Origin of the sequence: Amphritea japonica ATCC BAA-1530, from assembly GCF_016592435.1 — a bacterium.
In the GTDB taxonomy this organism is placed as follows: Bacteria; Pseudomonadota; Gammaproteobacteria; order Pseudomonadales; family Balneatricaceae; genus Amphritea; species Amphritea japonica.
This window is the reverse complement of the sequence record NZ_AP014545.1, coordinates 1,270,558-1,291,428: the sequence shown is the minus strand read 5'-3', so window position 1 is coordinate 1,291,428 and position 20,871 is coordinate 1,270,558. Positions and strand designations below refer to the sequence as shown.

At 47.0% G+C, this 20,871-nt stretch carries 15 protein-coding genes and 2 pseudogenes; all 17 read right to left on the bottom strand.

Annotation, left to right across the window (positions count from 1 at the left end; all coding sequences use genetic code 11):
• Positions 1-8 precede the first annotated feature (8 nt).
• The 17 genes and pseudogenes from soxA to AMJAP_RS05850 all read right to left on the bottom strand — a co-directional run bounded on the left by soxA (position 9) and on the right by AMJAP_RS05850 (position 20,869).
• Positions 9-875 (bottom strand): sulfur oxidation c-type cytochrome SoxA, encoded by an 867-nt coding sequence (soxA, locus tag AMJAP_RS05930; RefSeq protein ID WP_019621323.1) that lies wholly within the window; start codon positions 873-875, stop codon positions 9-11.
• 68 nt (positions 876-943) lie between these two features.
• A complete protein-coding gene (gene soxZ / locus AMJAP_RS05925) occupies positions 944-1,261 on the bottom strand; it encodes a thiosulfate oxidation carrier complex protein SoxZ (protein WP_051088404.1) in 318 nt (105 codons plus the stop codon).
• 26 nt (positions 1,262-1,287) lie between these two features.
• The gene (gene soxY / locus AMJAP_RS05920; protein WP_019621321.1) at positions 1,288-1,743 is read right to left on the bottom strand and encodes a thiosulfate oxidation carrier protein SoxY; all 456 of its coding nucleotides are present in this window, start codon (positions 1,741-1,743) and stop codon (positions 1,288-1,290) included.
• A 51-nt stretch (positions 1,744-1,794) separates the two neighbouring features.
• Positions 1,795-2,157 carry a sulfur oxidation c-type cytochrome SoxX gene (gene soxX, locus AMJAP_RS05915; protein WP_019621320.1) on the bottom strand — a complete coding sequence of 121 codons (363 nt, stop codon included), beginning with the start codon at positions 2,155-2,157 and terminating at the stop codon, positions 1,795-1,797.
• An 86-nt stretch (positions 2,158-2,243) separates the two neighbouring features.
• Positions 2,244-3,251, bottom strand: a complete 1,008-nt coding sequence (locus AMJAP_RS05910; protein WP_019621319.1) for a c-type cytochrome — start codon at positions 3,249-3,251, stop codon at positions 2,244-2,246.
• On the bottom strand, positions 3,235-4,560 hold the full coding sequence (gene soxC / locus AMJAP_RS05905; RefSeq protein WP_019621318.1) for a sulfite dehydrogenase: 1,326 nt from the start codon (positions 4,558-4,560) through the stop codon (positions 3,235-3,237). The genes AMJAP_RS05910 and soxC overlap by 17 nt, the downstream gene beginning before the upstream one ends.
• A gap of 316 nt (positions 4,561-4,876) precedes the next feature.
• Positions 4,877-5,656 (bottom strand): enoyl-CoA hydratase, encoded by a 780-nt coding sequence (locus AMJAP_RS05900; protein WP_019621317.1) that lies wholly within the window; start codon positions 5,654-5,656, stop codon positions 4,877-4,879.
• Positions 5,657-5,794: 138 nt separating this feature from the next.
• Positions 5,795-6,248: pseudogene (locus AMJAP_RS05895) on the bottom strand (YaiI/YqxD family protein).
• Between the two features lie 52 nt (positions 6,249-6,300).
• A complete protein-coding gene (ttcA, locus tag AMJAP_RS05890; protein ID WP_019621315.1) occupies positions 6,301-7,188 on the bottom strand; it encodes a tRNA 2-thiocytidine(32) synthetase TtcA in 888 nt (295 codons plus the stop codon).
• A gap of 122 nt (positions 7,189-7,310) precedes the next feature.
• The gene (locus AMJAP_RS05885; protein ID WP_019621314.1) at positions 7,311-8,663 is read right to left on the bottom strand and encodes a TolC family outer membrane protein; all 1,353 of its coding nucleotides are present in this window, start codon (positions 8,661-8,663) and stop codon (positions 7,311-7,313) included.
• A 35-nt stretch (positions 8,664-8,698) separates the two neighbouring features.
• Positions 8,699-10,180, bottom strand: a complete 1,482-nt coding sequence (locus tag AMJAP_RS05880) for an HlyD family type I secretion periplasmic adaptor subunit (RefSeq protein WP_019621313.1) — start codon at positions 10,178-10,180, stop codon at positions 8,699-8,701.
• Entirely contained in the window at positions 10,180-12,360 is a 2,181-nt protein-coding gene (locus AMJAP_RS05875; RefSeq protein WP_019621312.1) for a type I secretion system permease/ATPase, read from the bottom strand. The genes AMJAP_RS05880 and AMJAP_RS05875 overlap by 1 nt, the downstream gene beginning before the upstream one ends.
• A gap of 144 nt (positions 12,361-12,504) precedes the next feature.
• The gene (locus AMJAP_RS05870; protein WP_201356416.1) at positions 12,505-17,151 is read right to left on the bottom strand and encodes a beta strand repeat-containing protein; all 4,647 of its coding nucleotides are present in this window, start codon (positions 17,149-17,151) and stop codon (positions 12,505-12,507) included.
• Positions 17,148-17,546, bottom strand: a pseudogene (locus AMJAP_RS05865) (Calx-beta domain-containing protein); the annotation flags it as partial. The pseudogene AMJAP_RS05865 and the gene AMJAP_RS05870, both read right to left, overlap by 4 nt.
• Before the next feature lie 73 nt (positions 17,547-17,619).
• Positions 17,620-19,188, bottom strand: coding sequence for a retention module-containing protein (locus AMJAP_RS05860; RefSeq protein ID WP_201356415.1), 1,569 nt, complete (start codon positions 19,186-19,188; stop codon positions 17,620-17,622).
• A 431-nt stretch (positions 19,189-19,619) separates the two neighbouring features.
• The gene (locus AMJAP_RS05855; RefSeq protein ID WP_019622141.1) at positions 19,620-20,396 is read right to left on the bottom strand and encodes a hypothetical protein; all 777 of its coding nucleotides are present in this window, start codon (positions 20,394-20,396) and stop codon (positions 19,620-19,622) included.
• A 53-nt stretch (positions 20,397-20,449) separates the two neighbouring features.
• The gene (locus AMJAP_RS05850) at positions 20,450-20,869 is read right to left on the bottom strand and encodes a YqaA family protein (protein WP_019622140.1); all 420 of its coding nucleotides are present in this window, start codon (positions 20,867-20,869) and stop codon (positions 20,450-20,452) included.
• Positions 20,870-20,871 lie beyond the last annotated feature (2 nt).

The window sequence follows — 20,871 nt, the reverse complement described above, 5'->3', positions numbered from 1 at the left end:
CCTCTAGGTTACTTACGTGCACCAGGACCATTAATGACCAGACCATTATTCATATAGCTCTGGAAGTATTCCAGGTTACGGAAAGTTTCAGTCTGCGGCTTAAGTGGCTGGGAGCGGGAATCCTTATGACAACCAGAATAGCGACGATGAAGGGTACCCAGCGCGCCCCATTTAGAACGAAACACAGGGAAGTGAGTGGTGTGCCCTAACTGTGGACTTGGCAGATCTGCACGGATTCGAATATTTGCACCCTGAACATGACAGTTAGCACAGGAAAGATTCAGCTGTCCGCGCTTAGCGTAGAAGAATTTTTTACCATCCAGGTAAGCGGCCATGGCGCGCGTATCATCTTCCGGAATTTTTACATCAACAACCTGATCACGGGATGTCCAGGCCATATAAGCAGAGATCTTTGCAATATCCCCCTTACTCCACTTCAATGGTGATTCACCATTCGCTTCGCGGCACTCATTGATCTCCATTTCCAAAGTCTTAACGGTCCCCTCATCTTTACTCCAATAAGGGAAGTTATGACGAATACCCACTCCACCATTTTCGAAGCAATCGGCATAACCCTTTCCGTTAGCAAATGAGGTATTAAACAGAGCTTCGCCCTCTTCAACCGCAAACTCGTAAGGAGGAAATTCTTCTATCTCTTCCCACTGCTCTCTCGAGGAGGAATCGACAGCATAAATACCATTAACATAATCGCTCAGTTCAGAATCCGGAAAACGCTTTTTGAAATAGTTTTGCAGGGCAACTCGGTCAGCCTCAGGGTTAACAGTTTCCAGGGTAAAGCCTGAATCTGCCGCCTGAGATACCTGAGCGCTTAATACAAGCCCCATGCCGAATGCCATCGTTTTTATTATTTTCATCAATACACTCCACAGCTATACAGGTAAGAAGAACGGGGGTTAGACCTTCCGCAAAGCCCCCGCTCAAATCATTTAATGGCGGCAGTTTCAGTGCCTGTCTTACCTGTACTCTCAACCCAACTGATTGTCAGCTCATCACCCTTCGCGCCACCGGCAAAAGTAAACGCCAAATATGGGTTTTTTGAAACCGCTGTTCCCAGGTTTGCTTCAAAGACAGTTTTACCTGCGTGTTGAACGGTTATACCCTGCAAAAACATTGCAGGAATAGGCTCACCGGTCTTTTTATCTTTACGCTGACCACTTTCCATAATGTGCTTAGCCATCAGCTTAACGCTAGTCATCTCTTTTTTTGACTTAGCCTTAACTTTCATAATTCCAGCCATCATTCTTTCCTCTTCTATAAAGCCTTAACTTATCCGCCACAACCACCGATGGTCACTTTTGTTTCCTGAGACGCACTCAGAAGCTGGCCATCTGCTTTCACTACAGCGGTAATATTAGAAGTTTTACCCATACGAATACGGGTAGACACTTCAGCTTTAGTGCCTGCCGGAATCATAAATTCGGCAACTAAGGGTGTTGGATTGCCTTCTACAAAAATACTGATCGATTCAACATTCGCAGCACCCGTCTTCACAGTAACCGGCACAACGGCGCCATTTTCAGCAATACTAGGCGCCTTCAGGTTAATTTCTGCACTTTCAGCAGGCTCAGCACCCAACAGTGCTTTCATAGCCATGCTTTGGTTCTCTGAGCTAAAGGCTTCTTTATTCCAACCGGCAAAAGCCAGGCCTGGCATCAAGACACTTGCACCAATCAAAGCACCACCAGTCGCGAGTGCCTTAATTACTTTACGACGATTCATCATTCTTAAAATCCTCTATCTATCGGGACATCAATTTATTTTTTGCACTGTAAATTAAAACTGGTAAACGTATTCGACTACAGCATCGATCTCTGCTTCAGAAAGAATCCAGTGCTTACCCAACGGGGGCATAATTGTTATAGGGTTATTAACGGTGGCATCCCAAACCTGTGCACGGAGCACAGCTTTATCTGGGAACCTCTGTTTCATGGCCACAATTGGCGGTCCCTGATTACCTGCCTGAGTGGCATCAGGGTCATCGATCTGGTGACAAGATACACAGTTACCTCTGGATTTATTCAGATATACTGCCTTACCCATCTCAATCATCTCCTCCTGACCTGCGGCCTGAGCAGAACCTGCTGACAGCATCGCCAGTAAACCTGTCACACATAACAAGGTTTTCAGCTTACGCATTCGCATTCCTCCGGAATTACCATTCTCTGTTTATTGTTATTTTTATACTAAAAGTTACCTCTGCAGAGGTAACAATTAACCATGTACTACTGGCTTGACTCAACCATATAGGTTACCGCTTGGTTAACCTGTTCATCCGTCAAATCATTCCGTCCACCTTTGGGTGGCATAATACCGTTGTTGCCAGTAAAGCCATTTATAGCATGCTCAACAAGCACCGGGATACCCTGATCGATACGCGTTTTCCAGTCTGCTTTATCCCCCAGTTTTGGCGAACCAGCCAGACCTGAAGCATGGCATGCCTGACATGCATTATCATAGGTCTTTCGTCCAGCGACCGCTGTGTCAGACAATGAAACAGCATGCTCAGCCTCATCCGCTACATCTTCACCTTGCAACTTTCGCTCTTTCAACTCCTGAGCATGGTGCGATGCTGCCGGTGCATCAGCCCCTTCCACAAAGTGACCGACAGGCGTTATCCCTTGTAGAGTACCAACAATATTGAGCTTAGCCGGGTCAGCACAGTTATCCATACAACGCACATTCTTTACGTCAGGCCTTGGATCAACAAAGAAACCATCACGGTTCGGCATTTCAACTTTAGCCAACGTATCCTGGTTTGCAACAAACTCTTCATCAACGACTTCGTTCAGATATAACACATAAGCGGCTAATTGATAGGTCTGCTCGTCACTCAGAGAACGAGGGGCGGTGAACGGCATTGCCCGGCGAATATAATCATAAAGAGTACTCGCATATGGCCAGTAGCTACCTACCGTTTTTACAGGCCTTTCCTCGGTCAGAGTATCCTCTCCACCGGCCAGAACAGGCCAGCGCCCTTCACCCTCACCGAATAATCCATGGCAAGTAGCACAGAGCTGCTCATACAGTTCTTCACCATCCGCGACAGAGCCCTCACCGGCAGGCAAACCCATTCCATCTGGACGTATATCAATATCCCAGCCCTGAATTTCAGCCTCGGTTGCAGTCTTACCAAAACCATATTTTTCAGCTGCACTCAGAGAACCTGAAGCTAGCAGAAGCGCTGCAGAAATCGCTGTAGCCTGAAGGGACACTTTAACTAATTTGTACATTTTTAACCCCTCCGTTTGCTTCAACTTTCCAGGTATGAATTGAGTTCTTATGATAAATTGAATTCGTACCCCGAGCCTCTCGCAACTGGCCTAAAGTAGGCTGAACATAACCTGTTTCATCAATAGCACGACTTTGTAGCAACCAGGGTTGACCATCCCACTTAGTAACCAGACTAAAACGTGTCAGCGCCTTATCAAGCACCAAACCTTTTAGCTTTGCAGGCACCCAGCTCACACCGCCATCGAAAGAGATATCGACCTGTTTGATCTTCCCCCTGCCGGTCCAGGCAAGACCCTCTATCTCAATCAATCCACTTTTAATAATGGGTTTTTCCGGGCATGGATTGGTAATAACCGAATTAGTTTCCTGAACAAAGGTGAACTTTCGCGCACGCCCATCGGCCATCAGGTCTGTATATTTAGAAGTTTCTTCGCGGTGGTACCAGGGTTTATCACCCACTTCAATTCGACGTAGCCACTTAATTGAGGTATTACCTTCCCAGCCAGGGTTTAACAGACGCAACGGATATCCCTGTTCAGGTCGCAGCATCTCGCCGTTTTGCGCGTAGACGACCAGTGTGTCCTCCAGTGCTTTTTCGATAGGAATAGAGCGGCTCATGTGCGAGCCATCAGCACCTTCAGCCAGTAACCATTTGCCTTCTGGCTTTACCCCAACCTCTTCAAGCAACACTTTTAGCGGAACACCGGTCCACTCACAGCAGCTCATCATACCGTGAGTAAACTGCAGCGCCTCCATTTGGGCCCCTTTCCACTCCATACCGCCATTGGCCGGACACTCTATAAATTTGATCTCTGATACCGACGGAAAACGCATTAAGTCTTCCATGGTGAATACGATAGGACGATCAACCAAACCGTGAATCATCAAACGATGTTCTTCAGGATTTATCTGTGCAACACCCGCGTGATAACGTTCAAACACCAGGCCATTTGGCGTAATAATGCCTTTCAGATCCTGAATTGGGGTCATACTGATCGAGGCGATAGACTCTGCTGTCAACCAGGGAACCGTGCGTCGAACTACACTACTTTCATACTCTGAGGGAACCCCGTAAGGTTTATCGATGACACCCGCACCCAGGCGACGGCCCCACTCAGGTTCCATCGGCGGCAGGTTATTACCTGCAGCGCCAGCCAGTCCGCTAACAGTCGTAGCAGTCACTGCTCCCGCTGCCAGCATACCCTGTTTCAAAAAATTCCGACGATCAGAAATTGATAAACCTTGAGATTCTTTCGCTAGTTGAGCCATTAGCTCGCGGGTCGACAGGTTCTTAATCCGATTGGACATCCACGCCTCCAGACGGTCTGTTCACAACACACAAGGTATCAGAACACTTTTATATTATTATTTGAGATAACCTTATACATAAAGGAAATATAAAAGAACTCGACCAATGTCTAGGCGATTTCTGAAGAACCTGGTTCTATATTCAATATTCATTGATTAGAACCTTATTATATTTCTTTAGGTTATAAGCTTATTACTTATTGAAAATATAATAACAGAGTCTGCTCTAATTACACCCTATTGCGACTAATGGATAATCACAGCACAAAAAAAACCGCAGAAGAATCTGCGGTTTTTTGTATTCATACAAACAAGATTAACGATGTTGCCAGTTGGGCTTACGTTTATTGATAAAGGCATCGATACCTTCACCAGCATCGTGCGTCATCATGTTTTCAGTCATTACTCGACTACATTCGGTATACGCTTCATTCAGAGGCTTTTCAATCTGACGTACATATGCCTGTTTCCCAATTGAAATAGCTTTACGGGAGCTCGCTGAAATTTTATCCGCCACTTCCCGTGTCTTCTTCTCCAGGTGCTCGTCATCTACTACCCAATTAATCAGCCCCATTTCCCAGGCGCGCTCAGCACCGATCATATCCCCCAGCAGCAACATCTCCATCGCATGTTTTTTGCTAACTGACCGGCTAAGTGCAACCATGGGCGTAGAACAAAACAGCCCGATATTTACACCGGGTGTGGCAAAACGTGATTTGTCGCTGGCGATAGCCAGATCGCAACTAGCCACTATCTGACAACCGGCAGCGGTGGCTACTCCGTGGATTTGTGCAATTACCGGTACCGACAGATTAACAATCCGCTGCATTAACTCAGAACAGGTATCAAAGGTACACTGATAGTACTCTTCTTCGCCCTCACCCAGCATCTGTTTTAAGTCATGCCCTGAACAGAAACCACGCCCTCCCCCTCGTAATACAACGACACGGACCGATAAATCTTCAGCAATTTCATCAAATGTAGCGATCAGCGCCTTCATTAACTCCATAGATAGAGAGTTGTAGGCATCAGGACGGTTTAATGTCAGTTGACAGACTCCGTTAGAGTCTTCGCGGATTAGCAGTGCATCACTCATAGCAATCTCAGTTATTATTATTGAATAACCAAGACGGTAGAACAAAACAAAAATAAAATAAAGGTTTTCCCTAATGCACTCACCAAATGAACAGCATTATCACAGCTTAAAAGACAATTAATAAAACAGGTAAAATCGCTAGCGGCGAAGATGCTTTGCCAAAAAGCGATCCAGTTGATTAGCAAACTGCTGGCGGTCCTGTTGCCCCAGTTTCCCCGGCCCCCCGGTATCGATCCCTGAACTTCGCAACTGATCCATAAAATCACGCATATTGAGCCGCTGGCGGATATTCTCAGGAGTATAAAACTCTCCACGCGGATTCAATGCGTGACATCCCTTCTCAAGGACCTCAGAGGCAAGGGGGATATCCGCAGTAATGATCAGATCACCAGGATGGCTTTTTTTGCACAATATAATTATCTGCCACATCAAAACCCGCAGGCACCTGCACAGCACTGATAACCTTTGAAGGAGGGGTGTTCAGAAACTGGTTTGCAACTAAGGTCGTTTCCACCGCTAAGCGCTCTGCCGCCCGGAAAAGAATCTCCTTAACAACATTAGGACACGCATCTGCATCAACCCATATCTTCATCAGTTGTTAGTCTCGTGAATAAGAGAAATGAGAACGTCGAAAAAATCACAGATCATAGGGAGAGAATGTCGATCATTTCAGGAACGGGACTCGCTGCCTGGCTATTTGCCACCGAGTTTTGATCGGTGATTCCGTGAGGGTATCCCCGCTCTAAACTTTTAAAATCAAACAGTTCAGTATCGACTAAATGGGAGGGAACCACATGCCTCAGAGAGCGAAACATAGTCTCAATTCGACCCGGATGATGTTTATCCCAGTCCTGCAGCATCTCTTTAATTACCTGACGCTGTAAACCATCCTGAGAGCCACAAAGGTTACAGGGAATAATCGGAAATTCACGCAGTTCAGCATAAGCGGCAATATCCTTTTCCCGCGCATATGCTAATGGCCGTATTACCATATTCCTACCGTCATCACTCACCAGCTTCGGCGGCATCGACTTCAGCTTTCCCCCATAAAACATATTCAGGAAAAAAGTTTCGAGTATGTCATCGCGATGGTGCCCTAATGCAATTTTAGTAGCACCAATCTCTTCAGCAAAGCCATACAAGGTTCCACGCCGCAGACGCGAACAAAGTGCACAAGTAGTTTTCCCCTCAGGCACCAACTCTTTTACGACTGAGTACGTATCCCGTTCGATAATATGAAACGGAACCTCAAGCTTGCTTAAATACTCAGGAAGAACATGTTCGGGAAAACCTGGCTGCTTTTGGTCCATATTCACCGCCACAAGCTCAAAGCTGATGGGGGCGCTTCGCTGGAGGTTCATCAGAATATCAAGCATGGCAAAGGAATCTTTACCACCGGATAAGCAGACCATCACCTTATCGCCATCTTCGATCATATTAAAATCTTCGATAGCACGTCCGGTTTCACGCCGTAGGCGTTTCTGGAGTTTATTAACCCGGGTTTTCTGCTGCTTTGCCAGTTCTTCGCTCATATTCACATTCAAAAGGGCTGTTAGAAAAGGCGGCGATTATAGCGGATTTAAATAAGATTAGCAGCTTGGATAGAGGGACAAGTAACTGCTGTAGCCCAAGCGACTACAGCAGTATAGAAAAACTACCTCTGCAGGTATGAGATTTCCTGCTGCTCTTCACTGGTCAAAAGAGACTCACGATTCAGATTCAATACTGTTAGCAGATCACCCATCGCATTAAGCACTCGGAATTGAGTCAGAACACGATCTTTATCGGCTTCAAGCAGTTTCTGGCGAGATTCAAACAACTCATTCTCAGCATCAAGCAAATCCACCAGGGTACGACGTCCTAGCTTGAATTGTTGCTTGTAAGCTTCAAGTGTTTTATCTGCTTCAATTACATGTGCTTCCAGAAACTCCATTTGGCGTTCCAGTAACTGATAGGCGTTCCAGGAAAGACTCATGCCTTCAGCAACTTCACGCTGTGCGCGGTCACGAATCGCACTTGCTTCCATCAACTGATACTGAGCTTCTTTCTTACGATGGACGTCCGCATTTCCGTTAAACAGGTTATAACGCATACGAATCATTGCAGTCAGATCATTATTATAACCAACTGCGCCGTCAAGGTTATTATTCCAGGTTCCGCCCAGCTCTAATCGCACATCAGGTCGGAAATCAGAATCCTTCATTTTTAATTGTGCGACAGCAGCATCAACATCCCACTGTGCTGACAGAAGTGTTGGGTGAATTTTGCCTGCACGTTCCAGCGCCTGCTCATAAGAAACAGGCATATGCTGATCAACCGCATCCGGCTTTATCAGACCCAGTGCTTCCTGACCCACAACTTTGTAATAGCGAGTTTTGGCATCCAGAACATTATTATCTGTCGCCAGATAATTTGAATGCGCGCGGCTCAGCCGGCCTTTCACCTGAGAAAGATCCGAGGCAGATCCCAGACCGTGCTCTGAGCGCTTACGGATACCATCCAGAATCTCAATATGCGCTTCAAGGTTAGCCGCAGCCAAAACTGATGCTTCCTGTGCATGAATCACATTCATGTAAGCACTGGCTACGTCCAGAGTTGTATTTTCGGCAGCACTCCACAGCTGGAAGCGCTGTGCTCCCGCTTCAGCCTGAGTTCGATCAATATCATTTTTTGTTCGCAAACCGTCATATATAAGCTGACTCACGGTCAGGGATGCTTCTCCCCTTTCAAGGTTTACAAACTTAGAACCATTTGCTGCGGCCGCCGCTCGTGTTGAAGGACTGTTAGTACGCTCCCCTCCCCACCCAATTGCAAGATCAGCAGTCGGACGATAGCCCGCCTTGGAAACACCAATCTGCTCGACACGTGCAAGATACTGACTTTTAACAATCGCCACATCTGGAGAACTGCCGACAGCATAAGAAGCGGCCTCCATCAAAGTTTGTGACGATACTGTACCCGACCAAACTAGCAACGCTAGTGTGCCGAACTTATAAATATTCCCCATTGAACCGCTCCCCCCGGATAAAGTCCCTTTCAACGTTAACGTTCTCGTAATGCCTGCTGCTGAGCCTTAAAGATAGGCTTGAGCAGGTAATCTAAAACACTCTTTTTACCGGTCATAATGTCCACTGTGGCCATCATGCCCGGAATAATCGGCAGAGAATTAGCGCCTCTGCCAAGATCTGTATTTTCAGTCCGAACTCTGATCAGGTAATAAATATTGCCTTGTTCATCTTCGATACTGTCAGCACTAATATGCTCCAGTATACCTTTCAGACCACCATAAATTGAAAAATCATAGGCTGTTAATCGAACCACCGCACTTAAACCCGGCCTGAGAAAAGCGATATCTTTTGGCGAAACTTTCGCCTCTATCAGAAGGTGATCTTCAGTCGGCACTATCTCAACAAGGTCCATACCCGGCTGAATAACCCCACCGATAGTATTTACCGAGATCGTTTTAATGGTTCCATGAACAGGCGAAACAACAGTGGTTCTGTCTACCCGATCACGAAAACTGACCTGAGCTTCTGTTTTCTGATTGAGTTGCGCCTGACTTTCATTCAATTTTTGCTGGCTTTCGCTGCGTGCATTTAACGCGATTTCGCGACGTTTCGCAACTGCCTCTTGGATACTTAGGCGAACTTTAGGTAACAATAACCTGGCACCTTCCAGCTCCTGTTTATAACTATTTACTTCCCTTTCTAACTTAATCAGTTCGATTTCAGGAATAATCCCCTGCTTCGCTAACGGACGGGTCATCGCCATCTCTCTCAAACTCAGCTTGTAGGTACGATTTAGGTGGCTGATTTTAGAGTCTAACTCTTTCTCTTCCTGATCCCGTTGCTGAATCTGTCGTCCCAGAATATCCAGTTGGTTACTCAGGTTTCGTAAGTATTCCTCGAGTTGCGCCTGCTCTCGCCCGAGTAATTCAGGGTTACGGAGTTTCCATTCCTCTTCAACACTGATTGATTGAGCTTCAATCCGGGCCTGTTCCTGCCAATTACCGTTCTCAGGCTCACTACTGATCACAATACTTGCCAGTTCCGCTTTATGACGCGCAACCGATATTTCGAGATAAGCCTGTTCTTGAGCCTGCCCACGGAAATCCGATAGAAACTTAGTTTCATCTACTCGAAGAAGGGGCTGATCTGCTTCAACTTTATCGCCTTCTTTCACGAAAAGCTCTTTGAGTATGCCACCCTCAAGATATTGGACTACCTGAATTTGTTGAGAAGGAATGACACTGCCCTCTCCCCTGGTAATTTCATCAAGTTCAGCAAAATATGCCCACATAACCGCAACAATGACAAAACAAACTACACCCCATAAAAGGATTCTTGAACTCTGGGGTGTATCCAATAAAACGCTGGCAGCTGAGTTATCTATAAAATCATGTAGGTTATTATCGACAACCGGCTGATCATGCTTAGCCTTAGCCATCGCGCTGAAAGCGTCTTTTGCTTTTGCCAGACCACTACCTGATGATGACTGAACGGTATCTGTAGATTGCTCATCCATCAGGAGCGCCCCTCCTTTTTAACACTCTGTTGGTTAATACCTTCGCGAAGCCAGTTAACCACCTCCGCTTTAGGGCCATCAGCCAGTAATCGGCCATTTTCCAACACTATTATTCTATCCACAGCATCTAACAAGCTCGATTTATGGGTACTTAAAATCACAGTTTTATCGCGATCAAGCTCCTTCATACGATTGATAAAACGAAGTTCAGCTTTACGGTCAAGATGGCTGGTAGGCTCATCCAGCAACAAGATAGGAGGGTCCATGACCACTGCCCGGGCTGCAGAGACCGATTGGCGCTGACCACCTGAAAGCTGTCGCCCACCTTCTCCTACCTGACGTTCAAGACCATCTGGATCGTGGTTAGTAAATTCAGTAACACCGCCCCACTCTGCCGCTCTTAAAAGATGCTCATCACTGGTGAAAGGAGCGCCCATCACAATATTATCGCGGATGCTGCCGAAGAAAAGATGGTTATCCTGGGTGATACAACCGATATTCCGACGCAGATCGGCCGGATGTAACTGTGCGATGTTTACGCCATCGATACGAACATCACCTTCCGAGCACTGATACAATCCCAGAATTAATTTTTGAAGAGAACTCTTACCTGCACCAATACCGCCGATTAGAGCAACCCGCTCTCCGGGTTCAATCGTAAAACTGATATCGTTAAGTGCATGATTCTGTTGGTCAGGATAGGCAAAGCTAACCTTACTAAATTCGATTTTCCCCTGCAATTTAGGCCGACTAACGTAAGTCTTGCCCTCTTCCTGCTCAACCGGCATCTCCATAATCTGGTTTATAAGCCCCATAGAAGCTTTAGCCTGGTTGTAACGCGTTGCTAACAAAGAAAGCTGGGCTAAAGGTTGAACTGCTCGCCCACCCAGCATAACCGAGGCAATGATTCCCCCCATGCTAAGTTCTCCGGCGGCAACTAAGTACACGCCCAAAACCACAATTCCTACTGTCATCATTTGCTGCAGGAAACCTGACAGGGATGAAGCACCGTTAGCCAACTTTCGTGTCTGGACGTCATGCTGCCCCATTTTACTAACGGCCTGCTCCCAAATAACCTGATACTGGCTCTGAGCACCATTGATTTTAACCGCTTCAATACCGGTCAAACCTTCAACGAGTGTAGCCTGCTTTTGTGCAGCAATTTTAGAGGTCATCTCAATTTGTTTTGCCAGTGGTTTCTGGATATAAAGGCTATACCCCACCAGAATAACCATCACCGCTAAAGGCACGACAACCAAGGGGCCACCCACCGTCCAGATAACCAGTAGGAATAACAACGCAAAAGGCAGGTCTATAAGCGCCCCCAGTGTTGCCGACGTTATAAAATCACGAATGGTTTCAAAAGACTGGAGATTATTAGCAAAGGCTCCTACAGACACCGGACGCGCTTCAAGCCGGATCCCCATTACCCTGGAGAAAATCTTTGCAGATAACTGCAGATCAAGCTTTTTGCCTGCAACATCTATAAAGTATGACCGAAGATGCTTCAGGACAAGGTCGAAAACAAAAACAACTCCTACCCCGATTGCCAATACCCAGAGCGAATCAAATGCGAGATTAGGCACAATTCGATCGTAAACATTCATAACAAACAAAGGTGATGCAACGGCAAAGAGGTTAATCAATAACGACGCGATTAACACATCTCTGTAGATCGGCATTGCGCTTCGAAAAGTACCCCAGAACCAATGCCCTTCCTGTGTATCCAGAACATCAGGACTACGCTGATCAAACTGATATTTCTTGCGGATATAAAACAGATGCCCTGAATAAAGCTCATCCAGTTTCTCAATTTCGAGTTCGACTTCTCCGTCCCCACTTTCAGGTTGCAGAACCCGAGCAAGACCCTTCTGACTATCAATTGACATAAGCACACAACAGCTTCGGTCTTTTAAAAGCAGCACGCAGGGAAGCAGCAATTCATGAATCTGAGACAACGGCTGATCTGCAAGCCTTGCAGATAAACCAGCCCGTTCAGCTGCTCTGGGAAAAAGCTCAACGGTCAGACAATTATCAACCAGTGGTAAACCACTACTTAATGAATCTTCAGAGGCAGGCATACCGTAGTACTTACTGATAAGTACCAGCGCATCCAGTAAAGGATCAACAAACTGTTCACGACTGGTACCAAAATGCCAGTCTGCTTGTGATTGTGTCACTTTTTAGTATGCCCTTATAAATAACAACTCAGACTGTCTTGTCTGCACTGTTTAAATCTACAAATAAATTCATATAAACGATTGTTCGGTATCTTCAGCTAAGCAAAAAAATGGGCAGCTCAATAAAGAGCCACCCATTGCTTATCAAACAATCAGCTTTGAATCGTTTATCAACTGATTGAGAAGATCGCTATTGGTTGCACCTGCATCCAGCCCCAGTGCGGGATCATTCTTAAGGTCTTCGATACTGACATTATCAAGAACAATCTCCTGAACCACACTACCTCCGGCACTTCCTTTAACACTCAGAACAGCCTGACTTGAAGCATTGTTATCCAGACTCAGGTAAGACTCTATCACACCACCCTGAGTAGCCAATCCAAGCGAATCAAGAAGATTCGATAGATCAAGCGTATCCTCGGCGACTGTAAAGTCCTGGATATGATCGGTCGCTGGCGCACCAGCAGTTCCCTCATCTCCACCATTCCAGTCAAAGAAATCAGCGCCTGCACCGCCCATCAATATATCGTCTCCGGCGCCGCCGACCAGGATATCATTACCGATACCCCCAATCAGCGTGTCACCACCATCGAGCCCTATCAGCGCATCATTCCCATCAAGACCATCAATTACATCTCCAACAGCACTACCAACAAGTCGATCATCACCTGTAGTTGCGGACTCTTGTCCATCATTCGTGCCATTTCCATCACTATCAATAGAAAGGAAATCAGGCGCACTTACTGGACCTTCTGGAGTAAGACCTGCTGTTTCATAAGCATCATCCAGACCATCATGATCAGCATCTACGCCAGACGAGGGAATATAACCAGCATTAGTCTGGGCTTCGATGTTATCGGCAATACCATCATTATCACTATCGGCATCCAGGCTGTTGATAATACCATCACCATCAGCATCAGGAACGTTTATAGCGACAGTACCTACTCCATCGATAGTGAAGTAATAATCGACTCCGACAAAACCATTGAAGTTATCAACATCTGAGCTGGTAACACCTGATACAACCAGAGAGGGAACTCCCCCTACATCAACAATGGTCGCGGTCATCGTTACATTCTGATTCACTGTATGGAAGGCGTTATCCTGGAATCCTGTATTCATATTTCCAGTCGTTGTAACGCCGTTGTCGAATGACAACCTGAACCATTCAGAATTATTGTTTAAATCTCCTCGAGCAAAGAAATTACTGATAGTAACGCTATCACCGACTGCAACCCCATAAGCGGACATATCAATAGTCTGAGAACCGGTCCCTCCATTACTAGTGATATTTGCTGCAGATGTTACATCTGTAAACGGCTGCGTAGTTGTAACAGTGGAAACATACGCATCTTCAATCGTATCCAGAATGCCGTCGTTATCATCGTCGATATCGATAGTATCAATAACGCCATCACCATCAGTGTCCATACCACGTGCAATATTGAGAGTAACTGTGCCGGTAGTTTCATCGCCATCAGTATCTCTGGATAGAAAGACCATAGTTTCCTGGAATTCTGTATCCATCGCCAGGTCCTGGTCTGGCACATATGAATACTGACCATTGGCAAAATTGAGCGCCATGGTACCACCCGCAAGGGTAGTAAATGTGATTTCGAAGCCTACAACAGATCCACCACTACTCACATCAATCTGACCGGAGCCTCCATTTGCAGCAGCCGTATAGGAATATGTTACTCCATCCATCTCAATTTGCAGGAAAGCACCATCATCAGCACCAAAACCATTATTTTCAATAGTACCGAAGATGCCACCAAGTACTGGTACTTGAATAGTACCAAGCAGCTCGTTGGTAAGCGTTGCAGAATCGGTTACAACAAGCGCATATGGCGTTATACCATCGTCAAACACAGGATCCGCAGGGTCAGGCACGGGTGGATTATAAGGGTCTTGTCCATTGGTGTTCGCTAGCTCACCGTCATAGGCAAGCGGAGCAAGGTTAGCAACAGATACACCCGAACCAATACCCACTGCATGAGAGTTAATACTGTTGTCAGTAACGAATTCCATCCATTCATTTACTTCAACACCAGTAATACCCTGAGAGCCCGTAGTACCACCACCTGTTTGCGGCTCACCGTCGGACATGAAATATGAAACATTGCTGACCGGGCGGTCATCAGTCGCTTCAATTTTACCAGCAGCATCCCAACCTAATTGAGCTTCAAGAACGCCCTGGTCATAATCAGTACCGCCTCCAGGATTAAGAACAGAATCCCTGGAGCCTGCTGTACCATCACCAATAAATGCCTGAGCCTCTGCCGCAGTCATCCAGACTGTCTGGTGTGTAGAATCAGAACCTGAATCAAAAGTAACGATCTGCACTTTAAGATCGCCTACATTCTCATACTGGTCGATAACCTGCTTAATAGAGGTTAATAAAAGCTCCATTCTCTCAATGGTCGTACCTGATGCATCGTTACCCATACTTCCAGAGGTGTCGATTACAAACATCACGTTGTGATCCTGCGGCGGAATCACAAGACTTTGATAAATATCACCACTAATAGGCTGATCATCCTCTATACGAATATTAAGAGTACCGCTACTACTCAGAGTCGCACTATCGCCCAGAGGGCCATCAGACACCTGGAAGTTAAGATTAAAGTTAAGGCTGTTTTCACCATTACCCGGAGCATGATCAACCGGCCCCAGTAGCGTAACCGTATAAGTTCCGTTATCCATTATTTCAATCTGAACAACATCCTCTCCACCGGCTGTACCCATAAGCGTATGGCCATCTGGACTCAGGACAAAGCCGACATCAATGCCTCCTGACTGTAGAGTAGTACCATCAGAAGTAGTGACTGAACTAATGTCATCAAGAGACGCAATCAAAGGACCGCCAGAATCGTCAGTCGCTGTATAAGTGCCTGTAAATACAGGTGAGTTAGTCACATCGCCCGGATTAGGGGTAGTGTCAGCAATACCTGCTGCAAGCCCTTCCTCCGATACAACGGCTGGCTGAACGGCTGTAATCGTTGGCGCATCGTTCGAACCTGTAACAGTGAAGGTAAATGTTGCCGTTGAGAAATCACCTTCATCATCGCTAATACTGTAACTAAACACATCTGTTACAGTCTCTGATGCAAGAAGCGCCTGGGCAGCAGAATTCAGAAGATAGGTGTAAGTACCATCAGAGTCGATCTGAAGCGTACCATAAATACCATCAACTCCTGTTCCAGCACCACCCGTAACTTCAGTAATTCCGGCATCTCCTGATTGAACACCTGTGACGATAGTCAGATCACCACCGAGAGTATCAGCAACAGCATTTATGCCGGAAACAACATTACCAGTAATTCCAGTATCATCTTCATTAACAGCTCGGGTATCAGCATTTGCAACCGGAGCAGTATCGGTGATCAGGATATCGAGACTTGGATTTGAAACACTAACATCTCCGTCAGTGTCGGTGACGCTAAGAGCAAATCTATCAATTACAGAGTTGTCTCCTCCACTATGATCTCTGCTAGCCCCGGTAGGGTCATATTCGTAACTGACAACATTACCAACAAAGCCATTTATAGAAAGTTGCCCTTCTCCGCCGTTAACTATTATTGGCGTTGTGCCACTAGCTAAAAGATCAGCCATTGAAATAACAGTAGTTCCTACAGTAATACTCTGAATACCATCTGGTGCATTTATCGTAAATGTCCCTGTCTCTGTAGAATTTTCAGCAACGCTGATGTCACTACCATTAACACCAGAACCATCGTTTGGAATAGTAACTACCGGAGGCATATCGTCGTTAATGATGGTACCAATTGCGCTAGCGGTATTTCCGAGATCCCCAGTATCAACAAGATTCAGAGTGAAGCTTTCATCAAGCTCAACAGCCGTATCTCCCTGCACTTGAATCGTAATCATTTTGCTGGTTTCACCCTCAGCAAATGTAACGCTGCCGCTACTCAGCACAGGATTGAAATCAGCATTATCAGTATTACCCGGTGCAAAGCTGTAATTAAAAGTCTGATCAGGTTCAGAGTCACCCGTACGATTAACAATAAAAGTAATCGTTGTAGTACCACTATCACCTTCGACAACACTCTGATCCGCAACAGTTAGTGTCGGACGAGTATCGTTATCAGTAATCGTCCCAGTGCCGGTTGCGGTCGCAATCGTCGCGCCGCCGGTTGGTGTATCCAGCAGTACCGTAAAGGTCTCGTCGTCTTCATACTGTGTATCCTGAGTAGTCTGCACGGTGAAGGTCTGAGTGGTCACACCGGTCGCAAAGGTCAGCGTACCACTGTTGTTGGTAAAGTCAGCTGCTTCTGCACTATCCCCTGCACCGATCAGGGTGCTGAAGTTAACGCTTTGATCCGCTTCGGCATCGCCGGTGCGGGTCACGGTGAAGGTCATCAAGCCACCTTCACTGATGCTCACGCTATCAACACTGAACTCAGTGGTATCGTCGTCCGGTGTGCCTGGGCCGGTTGGGTCGAATGGACCCGGGCCTGTGCCATCATCAAGGATGGTACCGGTTGCCGTTGCATCCGCAATGCTGCTGCCCGCTGAGTTGCCACTCAGGGTGGCTGTAAAGGTCTCGCCACCTTCGAAGATCGCATCTTGTGCAGTCTGTACGGTGAAGGTCTGAGTCGTCACGCCCGCAGCAAAGGTCAGCGTACCGCTGTTGCCGGTAAAGTCGCCGGCTTCGGCGTTATCACCTGCTTCAATGCTGGTCGCAAAATCAATCGTCTGATCCGCTTCGGCATCGCCGGTACGGGTCACGGTGAAGGTCATCAAACCACCTTCACTGATGCTCATATCACCGATGCTGAACGCAGTGGTGTCATCGTCTGGCGTGCCAGGGCCGGTTGGATCAAATGGACCGGGCCGGTACCGTCATCAACAATGGTACCCACACCGGTGCCATCAACAATCTGGCTGCCGTTGGTTGGGTTCGCCAGTGTCACACTGAAGGTCTCATCACCTTCGTAAGACGCATCTTGTGCCGTCTGTACCGTGAAGGTCTGGGTAGTCACACCTGCCGCAAAGGTCAGGGTGCCGTTGTTGCCGGTAAAGTCACCGGCTTCGGCGTTATCACCCGCTTCGATACTGGTTGCAAAGTCAACAGACTGATCCGCTGCTGCATCGCCGGTACGGGTCACGGTGAAGGTCATCAAGCCACCTTCACTGATCTGTACGTCGTCTACGCTGAAGCCAGTACGATCATCATCTGGCGTGCCTGGACCGGTTGGGTCAAATGGACCTGGGCCGGTGCCGTCATCTTTATCAGTTTACCGTCCCAGTGCCGGTTGCGGTCGCAATCGTCGCGCCGCCGGTTGGTGTATCCAGCAGTACCGTAAAGGTCTCGTCGTCTTCATACTGTGTATCCTGAGTAGTCTGCACGGTGAAGGTCTGAGTGGTCACACCGGTCGCAAAGGTCAGCGTACCACTGTTGTTGGTAAAGTCAGCTGCTTCTGCACTATCCCCTGCACCGATCAGGGTGCTGAAGTTAACGCTTTGATCCGCTTCGGCATCGCCGGTGCGGGTCACGGTGAAGGTCATCAAGCCACCTTCACTGATGCTCACGCTATCAACACTGAACTCAGTGGTATCGTCGTCTGAACCTGGGCCTGGGTTAAATGGACCCGGGCCTGTGCCATCATCAAGAATGGTACCAGTTGCGGTTGCATCCGCGATGCTGCTGCCCGCTGAGTTATTGCTCAGGGTCGCTGTAAAGGTCTCGCCACCTTCGAAGATCGCATCTTGCGTGGTCTGCACAGTAAAGGTCTGGGTGGTCACACCTTGCGCAAAGGTCAGCGTACCGCTGTTACCAGCAAAGTCTCCGGCTTCGGCGTTATCACCCGCTTCGATGCTGGTCGCAAAGTCGATGGTCTGATCTGCTGCAGCATCGCCGGTACGGGTCACAGTGAAGGTCATTAGACCACCTTCACTGATGCTCATATCGCCGATACTGAAGCTGGTTGTATCGTTATCCGGACCAGGTCCTGGGCCGAACGGACCTGGACCTGTGCCGTCATCGACGATGGTACCGACGCCGGTGCCATCAGCGATCTGGCCGCCGTTGGTTGGGTTCGCCAGGTTAACCGTGAAGGTCTCGTCACCTTCGAAGATCGCATCTTGTGCGGTCTGTACCGTGAAAGTCTGAGTCGTTACACCAGCGGCGAAGGTCAGCGTACCGCTATTAGCAGTAAAATCGTCCACTTCAGCACTGTCGCCGCCAGCAATGCTGGTTGCAAAGTCAATCGACTCAGAGTCAGTCCCACCGGTACGAGTTACTGTAAAGGTGATAAGCCCACCTTCACTAACTCGAACATCATTTACGCTATAAAGTGATGGAGGAAGCAGAGCATCTGCTACGCTTTGTTCATAGGGATCAAGAACCCGATCATCTGCAGCCGTATCAAAGCCTGCACGCGCTATTACTTCTTCAGCTGTACGGTCTACTGATTGAAACGCTGAGAAACCGGCACGAGTCGGGGGAGTGTTACCCGCAGCAGTCTCTTCAAGAATTTCAGTGGGGTCCTGGCCAGCCAATATTGCTTGCTGAACATCTGTAACATCAAGCCCTTCAGACCCAACGGAATGAAGCACAAGAACAATTTCACCGGTATTAGGGTCAACTTCCAGAACAGCGGCAGTATCCGCAGGCACTGTTTCAGTTTCGCTCTTACCTAGATTAAGTTCTGCAGAACCCTCAGCACCAACGATAACCATATCGCCAGCAGCCAGAGACTCTCCACTCACTAATGGTCGTTCATTTCCCTGAGCATCAACAACGACGACTTCACCGGCTACATTTACCGCTGACGCTTTGATGTTTTCTACATTATCCATAACTTCCCCCCAGAAGATTTTTGTCTGATTTCAGCGCTACTTTGAATAGCTAAAACCAAGATAAGGCTGGATTATTCCAGTTAGTAATTTCGCGAGGCCAGGCCATCAGCTAAATTTACTTATATAATTGTTTCAATAATAGCACACATAAAATAGTCAAAATACCCTTGCATACAAGCAGATATACCCATTTGGTGGATTTCGGATATATAACGATTACGTTTGAAAACCCAGACCAACAAGCAGAACAAAACCACCTAAACCATCAAATAGAAAAACCGTAACCTACTGATTTTAAGAAACTTTTAAACAATAAAAAATCAAGCTTTATAACTTCAAACAACTACAACGCCTGTTTTATCTTTCCTCCACAATAAAACCGCGTACTCAATATGGGTATTAAACCTGTAACCTTTGATATTACAACCTGCTCACCAACCTATTTCTTCTGCTGTTTTTACACCCACGACAACATCCCTCAACCCAAGAGGCATTACCAACCAACCAGGAGAGACCTTTACCCGGCCACCCATGATTTCCGCTCTGAGCTGAGGAAGCAAAGGAAGCTGATATGGATCAGCAAAGCCATCAGGATAAACTGGCTCATTGGTTTCAAGATCGTACTTATCTGATGCTCCGAATGTATGCATCAGTTCATGGGTAATTACAAAATTATTTGTCGCTATATAGTCAACACTGGCAAAGCCATTCACTAGTCCTATCATGCCCTTTTGGAGCCCTAGCGAATGAGACAGCGTCTGCTTTTTCTGTGGAGAAAAGTATTGAAGATAAACCCTTACATCAGGCTCAGGCCCCGGCCAGTTATCGTTTCGCCATGACCACCAGCGCATCTTCAAACTCCAGAAGACTCTTCCAAAGACACCTGCTTCAATATCAATTTCAGGAGGCAATACTTTTAATGGCGTCGATAGAAAAACCTCTGCGATTGATTGTCGATTCAACCCGTAACGTCTTGCTTCTCGCTTTAAAAAACCATCAATTTCTTCGAAATGTTCGACACTAAGTGCGTCTATATACGCCTGTGTATCAGCCCTGCCATCTGCATTAATTGGATAAAGCACAACCCAGACAGGACGACTCCAGGATTTAATACGCACACTAGACAACCAGGTATTCATTGCAACCACGAACAGAGTGATAAGCAATACAGTGATCCGCAGCAACCGAAACCATCGGGACTTCAGCATAGCTCCTCCGTTCTCAATGCTGATTAAAGACTGACTTGTAAGCCTAAACTATATCAGCTTACGGCTAATACGATTAGCGAATAACGCAGGGTTTTACCTACACAGATCAGGAGCAACGAATACAATAGATGACAACGAATCCAACCGGCCGCCAAACACAATGGGTCACCAATCAAGGGCAACCAGGAAAACAACAGAGACACAGCCCCGTAACGCTGCACCAAAACCAGAGCTTGTTTCTGCCTTTTGTTTTCAGGCATTTTTAACGGCCAGCGAGAGCTAAGCCACCACCCCATACCATAGGTCAAAGTACCACCAAGACAGTTCCCGGCAGCGGCAGCAATGAGCAGTTCAACCGCACTAAGCTCAGACTGAGTCAACAGATACGCCAGCAATACCTCAGAACCGCCAGGCATTAGCGTTGAGGAGATAAAGCTACTTAGAAACAACCCCCAGAGCCCAACATCCCCCACGA